The sequence below is a fragment of the Synechococcus sp. R55.2 genome, from assembly GCF_047462075.1.
Classification (GTDB): Bacteria; Cyanobacteriota; Cyanobacteriia; order Thermostichales; family Thermostichaceae; genus Thermostichus.
Window position 1 is genome coordinate 1 of sequence record NZ_JANSIH010000155.1, and the last position, 6,874, is coordinate 6,874.

Consider the following 6,874-nt stretch of genomic DNA (forward strand, 5'->3'; position numbering starts at 1 on the left):
TGACACCCTAACCTTAAAACATCCGTTAAGTTTCGTCAACCACCCAATACAAAAATGAGAAGGGATCCCTTTCTCTACCGGCTACCCCTCGGCAAAAAGAGCGATTCCAAGGCTTGGCTGAGGGTCGGTTCCATCACCACCCGGTCTTCGTAGGCGGCGATCACCCGGGTGAGCTGGGGCAGGCGGCCCTGTTCTGCTTCGATGTAGAGGGGCTGAACATAGAGCAAAGAAGTCTCGATGGGGATGACCAGCAGCGTGCCCAGGTTCACCCGCGACCCATGCTGGTTCCAGAGGGAAATTTGCTCGGAGATTAAGGGATCCTGATTGACCCGTGCTTCCACCTGTTCCGGGCCATAGATGAGCCGTTGCTTGGAAAACTCGTACACCAGGAGCTTGCCGTAGTTTTCCCCGTCGCAGCGGGCCGCTATCCAAGCCACCATGTTCTGCTTGTTAACAGGGGCATAGGGGGAGAGGAGGACGAACTCAGGAGTGTGATTGGCAACCTCTTGGGGATCCCTCGGCAAGGTGAGAATGAGATACTGCGGCTGCATGGGAATGCGCCGTCGATTGCGGAACTGGCCGGGGATCTGCCATTGATCCTCGCGGTTGTAGAAGAGGCGGGGATCCGTCATGTGGTAGGTGGCAAACTGCTGCGCTTGCAGGCGGAAGAGGTCTTGGGGATAGCGGATGTGTTGCCGCAGCGGCTCCGGCATTGCCTCCAGAGGCTTGAAGAGGGTGGGGTAGATGCGGGCGTAGGCTTGGATGAGGGGATCCCGAGGGTCGGCAATGTACCAATCGATGCTGCCGTTGTAGGCGTCCATCACCGCCTTGACCGAGTTGCGGATGTAGTTGAAGGGAAAGCCGGGCAGGTGCTCCGAGTAGGGGTAGCGGCTGCTGGTGGTATAGGCATCGAAAAACCAGTAGAGCTTGCCGCCTTGAATGACCAGGTAGGGATCCCGGTCGTAGAGCAAAAAGGGCATCACCCGACGGATGCGCTCGCGGATTTGGCGGCGATAGAGAAAGCGGGTGGCAGAAGACAGCTCGCGGCTGAGAAGGATGCGCAGATCGCCAAAATGCCAGGCGTAGAGAAACCGCTGCCAGAGGTGGGGAATGGGCACGCCACCGCTGCCCTGATAGCTGCTGTACACATAGCGCTCTGCTGCAGGGTAGTCCAATTCCCGCGCCTCAGCGCCCACGAAAACATCGGTGGTAGTCAGCTCGCCATAGTAGAGGGCCGGCTGCTCCACCCGCAAGACGGGGGCCACCTCAGGGTAGCGGGGAGAAACCCGCGGCGGGATATCCGACAGGAAAAAGTCCGGCAGGCCCTCAGGGGTCACCACGTTCACCGGGCTGAGGGTGAGGCCGTAGCCGTGGGTGTAAAAAAACCGCCGGTTGACCCAGGTTTGGGCAGCGGGGGGTACCTGGGCAAAGTCCAGCTCGCGGGCGGCATGCATGACTTGGCGCAATTCTCCCCCGATGCGGTAGCGATCCACATTCACATAGGGGAATTGATAGTAGGGGCGGATTTCTTGCAGTTGTCGATAGGTGGCCAATAGAGGCTCCGCATCCCAGAGGCGCACGTTGCTCAGGATGGGTTGATTTTGCTGCAGGATCTCCCAGGTGAGGGCTCCCCCTTCCGGGAAGGGTTGGACTTCGACATCGGCCAGGCCAAAACCGGCGCGGGTAAAGCGGATGTTGTGCTCGATGTAAGGGCGTTCCAGCTCCAGCTCGTTGGGGGCCACCAAGAAAGTTTGCACCAGTTGGGGGTAAAGTTGGGTGGTCAGCAGCCCAAACCCCAGGTAGGCCCCCCAGAGGATGGCCGGCGCCAGGAGAGAGCTGGCCCAGGAAGGGCACCAGGACTTGAGGAAAGGAAGGTTGAGGCGGATCCCCTGGCGGGCCAAAGCCCAGAATCCCACCGCCGTCAGGCCTGCCACCCCGCTCATCAAGGTCGTGGCCGGCAAGGTTGCATGCACATCGGCAAAACCGGCCCCAAACACAACGCCGCGGGTGGAATAGAGCAGCTCGTAGCGATCCAGCCAATGGCCCCAGGCGCGAATGAGAAACAGGGATCCCCCCAAGATCAGCAGGTGCCGCTGGGCATAGAGAGAGAGGGCCAAGGTCAGCCGTTGCTCGGAAAGCCCCAGCTCCACCAAGTAGATGAGGACAACGGTAACCAAGGTGAGCAGCACCAGGTTGAAGCACCAATGCTGCACCGTCTCCCAGAAAGGCAGGCTGAAGAGAAAAAAGCCGAGATCGCGGTTGAAAATGGGATCCGACTCCCCGACGGGCCCTTGGTTGAGCCAGAGCAGCAGCGTAAACCAGTGATTGGAAAGAGACCAAGCAAAGAAAACACTCAAACCTGTGGCAATCGCCCAGGCCCCGGTCAAGGTTGCCCCCCGCCAGCAGGAGCAGATGTTGGATCCCGTCACCGCCAGGGCAAAGAGGAAAGCGCCCAGGCCCAGCCCCCAGCGGGCAATCACCCGCGTCCACAGCACCGGCAGGGCATTCAGCTCGGCAAACCAAGCCAGATCTACATAGAAAGAGGCCAAAGCCGTGATGGCCAGGATCCCCAGCCCCACCCCCAGCAGCAGAAACAATCCTCGCCGCAACCTCTGCATCGCCTCAGGATCCTCGGCTCAAAGCTGTTCTTGGTCGCGTCAGCGGTGCAGTTTCCCTTCGCCCGAGCGTTGCGGAACAACACAGGGTGCCGTAGGCATAGCCCTGTTCTAGCTGTTGCACCGCCTGCACCAAGCCTGCCGGCCCGCCGTCCACCCGCACCACCGGGATCCCCACCTGGGCCTGCAGATCCTGCCAGGTCAGATCGTCCAAAAAGCGCTCCCCGTCCTTGAGGGCGATCTGGGGTAGCAATAGCCCATCATAGTCCGCCAAGTTTTCCACAGACTTCAGGGCATCCAAGATATCCTGCCCCGTCAGCAGCCCGGTCACCGTCAGGGTTTGGCCCCAAAATCGGCTGGCGATGGGCAGCAGCGTGAGCTGCAAATGGTGGATGCGATTCAGGCGCTGCACAATGGGCTGGAAGGCTTGCCCCACGGCATTGCCCACCACCCACAGAACCTTGAGGGGAGAAGGGAGCTCAGGCGGCAGTTTGAGCTGCTCGAACTGGCTGAGGAAAAGCCGCAGGGATCCCACGCCATTCCCCAGTTGGGGGTAATCTTCATAGTGCTCTTCCGGGGGCAGTTCCCACCCCGCCAGCAGATACCACTCATCGGCCAGCCAGGCAAAGGTGGATCCCAATGTTTGCCGAAACCCGACCTGCAAAGTTTCCACCTGCTGGATCACTTCTCGGGCCTTGGCCGCATCGACAGGAACCAGCTCATCACCAGGGGGGCGAAAGCGCGTCAACCCCACCGGCACCACTGCTGCCGAGAGGACGGTGGGGATCCCGTCTACGGGCCGGCGAAAGGCGGCCAAATCGAGGAGTGTGCGGGTGAGGTGATCCCCATCGTTCCAGCCTGGGCAGACCACCACCTGTGCGTGCAGTTGCAAGCGATGCTGGCGAAACCAGGCCAACTGCTCCAAAATCAGGCCAGCCCGCGGGTTTTTGAGCAAGCGGCTGCGCAGCTCCGGGTCGGTAGCATGCACTGACACGTAGAGGGGAGAAAGGCGCAGGCGAGCGATGCGCTCCCATTCGGCAGCAGGCAAGTTGGTGAGGGTGAGGTAGCTGCCGTAGAGAAAACTGAGGCGGTAGTCGTCGTCCTTGAGGTGCAGCGTCGCCCGCATCTGCGGGGGTTGTTGGTCGATGAAGCAAAAGGGGCAAGCGTTGGCGCATTGGATCAGGCCATCGAACAGGGCCGTTTCAAACTCCAGCCCCAGATCCTCGTCGATCCCCTTCTCCAGCTCAACTGTGCGCGGGATCCCTTGGCTATTCAAGATCTCCAGGCTTACACACTCCTCAGCGATCAGGAAGCGGTAGTCGATGAGATCGCGGGGGCGTTCGCCGTTGATGCTGACCAGGGCCTCTCCAGGTTGGATGCCCACTTCTGCTGCCAGGGATCCGGGTAAAACAGCGCTGATACGGGCGGGCTTGAGACTAGCACGAGACATAGCTAACTCATCCTCAACTGATGTGCCATTTGCCCCAGCAGGACGAAGTTCTGGGTCGGGACAGCGTTGCGGAGCAATAACGAGGCTCGGTTGACTACAAACAGTTGACTACAAACAGCGGAGAATAGCCGCCTCTAGCTCGGTTTGGCTGAGATCCGTTACCACAAACACCTCTTGCACGCTGCTTCCCTTGCGGGCCACCAGCTTGTACCCGCCCCGGATCGGCACCGAAACCCGCAACTGCAACTGGGGGATCCGCCCACGGCTGCAGGACAGAGCGCCCGGCGTCACGGTTTTAATGCCCGCCTGCCGGGTCAGGCGTTCCAAAACAGGGATCAACCCTGAGATGTGGGTGGAGTGGTTCCAAACCAGACGACCAGAGGGCTCAGACATAGCGGCTAGAGTGAGGAGAGGATGGGATCCCTATCCTATTCCTCCACAAATACCTGCTGCTCGTTGTGGAAAACTGGATGTCCAAAATGCCTGAAGATTCCCCGCCTGCGGTCGTGGCTCTGATCTTGGCCGGGGGCAACAGCCGCCGCATGGGATCCGACAAAGCCTTGGTGCTTTGGGATGGGATCCCCCTGCTGCGACGGGTGGCTCAGGTGGCAGCAGCCTGCGCCGACGCGGTTTACATCCTCACCCCCTGGCCGGAGCGCTATGCGCCGGTGGTGGATCCCGGTTGGCACCTCTGGCGGGAAAACGTTCCCCCCCTGGTCGGGCAAGACCCACGTGGTCGGGACAGCATTGCGGAGCAACACCGAGGCCCGCTGCTGGCCTTTCAAGAGGGGATCCGGCGGCTACAAACCTTGGCTGCTCCCCCGGAGTGGATCCTGCTGCTGGCCTGCGATCTGCCCTGCTTGCAGGAGCAGGTTCTTGGGGATTGGCGACAGCGCCTTGCCACCCTGCCCCCTCAGACGGTGGCCGCCCTGCCCAAAAGTCAGCGGGGCTGGGAACCCCTGTGTGGCTTCTATCGCCTGGCGCAGCTAGGTTCTCTGGAGAGTTTCTTGCAGGCAGGAGGAAGATCCTTTCAGGGCTGGTTGTCCCAGGTGCCAACAGCCATCCTGCCCCTGACCGTTCCCGACAGCGGGACGGAGTCCCTTGAGAGGATGCTCACCAATTGCAACACCCCTGCAGATCTGCAGCTGGGGGGAAACCTGGGTAGGGGGTGATCCCTGGGATCGGCAAGGGGAAGGGATCCCCTCATGTCACAATGGGTAAAGATTTGCTCGGTTTCTTATCTCGGCGCCGTGCTTACTTCCCTTTACTACCGCGAGATCCCTTGCCCCGATAGTGCTCAAGTGCTGCGCTGGCTACAGGAGTGTATCCCCCTGCCCCAAGGCAGCCAGAAGGTTCTTACCCCCACGGGCCTGCGCCTACAGGGATCCGGCGCTGAGCTGGCCCTTTTCTTGTGGTCGGGGCTGAACACTACCTATCTCAAGGTGTTCCAGTGGTCGGAGCAGCCCTTCCCCCGCCAAGCTCGCTGGCTGAGAGAGCTGGAACAGGCCATTCAAAGCCAATTTCCCCACCGCTACCCGCAGTTGCCCCAGATCGATCTGAACCGGGGATCCATCTTCGATCAGCTTGAGCCTTTCTACCCGCAAACGGTGAAGTATTTTCGCCGGATCCCCAATGGCGAGTTCGACCTACAGCGGGTGTACTGGTGGGAAAAGCGCTGGCGGGAAGAAGTGCAACATTGCCACGCAGCCCACCGCCCTGCTCAGCCAGTATTGTTTCGCCAGCCTGGCCCTGAGCCGGCCCCAGTGGAGTGGGATCTGGCCATCGTGGGAGGAGCGCTGGGAGCCATCTATGGAGCGGCCATGGCTCGCTTGGGCTACCGCGTGGCCTTGGTGGAGCGACTCCCTTTTGGCCGCATGAACCGCGAGTGGAACATCTCCCGGCGGGAGCTGCAAACCCTGGTGGATTTGGGCCTTTTGAGCGCCGAGCAGATGGAGAGCTTGATCCTGCGGGAATACACGGATGGGTTCAACAAGTTTTTTGACGGCAATAGCCCGGTTCGCGCTCCCGTTTTGCACACGCCGACGGTACTCAATCTGGCCATTGACGCGGAAAAGCTATTGCAGCTCTGTGGCCAAATTCTCACTTCCTGCGGGGGAGCTATCTACGAGCGCACCGAGTTTCAGCGGGCCTATGTTGGCGAACAAGGCGTCACGCTGGTTTTGAAAGATTTGCCCACCGGCGAGGAGTTTCGGCTGGGATCCCGCCTTGTGGTGGATGCTATGGGAACAGTCTCTCCCATTGCCCAGCAGCTTTACCGCCATCGGGCTTTTGATAGCGTCTGCCCCACGGTGGGGGCTACCATTGCGGGGGGGTTTGAGCCAGGGGTATGGGATCCCCAGTTTGGGGACATTCTGGCCAGCCACGGGGACATCAGCCGCGGTCGGCAACTCATTTGGGAGCTGTTCCCCGGCCCAGGCGAAGATCTTACCTTCTACCTGTTCCACTACCACCAGGTGCATCCGGAAAACCCCGGATCCCTGCTGGAACTGTACGAAGATTTTTTCACTATTCTGCCGGAATACCGCCGCTGCGACCCAGAGCGCTTGCAGTGGAAAAAAGCGACCTTCGGCTATATCCCCGGACGATTTGGCCAGCCCCGGCACCCTGTTCGCGGCAGCGGGGCGGAGTCTTCGGAACCCTTTGACCGGATACTGCTCATAGGGGATGCGGCGGCTATGCAATCGCCCCTTAGCTTTACCGGCTTTGGATCCCTGGTGCGCAACTGCCCCCGCCTGTGCGATCTCCTGGATACGGCGCTGCGCCACGACCTGCTCAGGGCGGCGGACTT

5 protein-coding genes are annotated in these 6,874 nt (G+C 60.7%); 2 read left to right on the plus strand and 3 right to left on the minus strand.

Annotation, left to right across the window (positions count from 1 at the left end; genetic code table 11):
* Positions 1-74 precede the first annotated feature (74 nt).
* The 3 genes from NW838_RS05550 to NW838_RS05560 form a co-directional block, all read right to left on the minus strand.
* Positions 75-2,618, minus strand: coding sequence for a UPF0182 family protein (locus NW838_RS05550; RefSeq protein ID WP_414427664.1), 2,544 nt, complete (start codon positions 2,616-2,618; stop codon positions 75-77).
* Positions 2,619-2,622: 4 nt separating this feature from the next.
* Positions 2,623-4,065 (minus strand): TIGR03279 family radical SAM protein, encoded by a 1,443-nt coding sequence (locus NW838_RS05555; RefSeq protein WP_414427665.1) that lies wholly within the window; start codon positions 4,063-4,065, stop codon positions 2,623-2,625.
* A gap of 108 nt (positions 4,066-4,173) precedes the next feature.
* Complete coding sequence (locus NW838_RS05560; RefSeq protein WP_011432039.1) at positions 4,174-4,458, minus strand: DUF2103 domain-containing protein; 285 nt, start codon at positions 4,456-4,458, stop codon at positions 4,174-4,176.
* A gap of 77 nt (positions 4,459-4,535) precedes the next feature.
* Between NW838_RS05560 and NW838_RS05565 the strand changes: the two genes are divergently transcribed.
* Together NW838_RS05565 and NW838_RS05570 are read left to right on the plus strand one after the other, a co-directional pair.
* A complete protein-coding gene (locus NW838_RS05565; protein WP_414355646.1) occupies positions 4,536-5,237 on the plus strand; it encodes a molybdenum cofactor guanylyltransferase in 702 nt (233 codons plus the stop codon).
* A gap of 33 nt (positions 5,238-5,270) precedes the next feature.
* A partial coding sequence (locus NW838_RS05570; protein WP_414427666.1) for an FAD-dependent oxidoreductase occupies positions 5,271-6,874 on the plus strand: 1,604 nt, incomplete at its 3' end.

What these genes read in the sequence shown, in the direction of transcription:
- NW838_RS05560 (WP_011432039.1), bottom strand. Translation starts at nt 4,458, where the DNA reads ATGTCTGAGCCCTCTGGTCGTCTGGTTTGGAACCACTCCACCCACATC.
- NW838_RS05550 (WP_414427664.1), bottom strand. Translation starts at nt 2,618, where the DNA reads ATGCAGAGGTTGCGGCGAGGATTGTTTCTGCTGCTGGGGGTGGGGCTG.
- NW838_RS05555 (WP_414427665.1), bottom strand. Translation starts at nt 4,065, where the DNA reads ATGTCTCGTGCTAGTCTCAAGCCCGCCCGTATCAGCGCTGTTTTACCC.
- NW838_RS05565 (WP_414355646.1), top strand. Translation starts at nt 4,536, where the DNA reads ATGTCCAAAATGCCTGAAGATTCCCCGCCTGCGGTCGTGGCTCTGATC.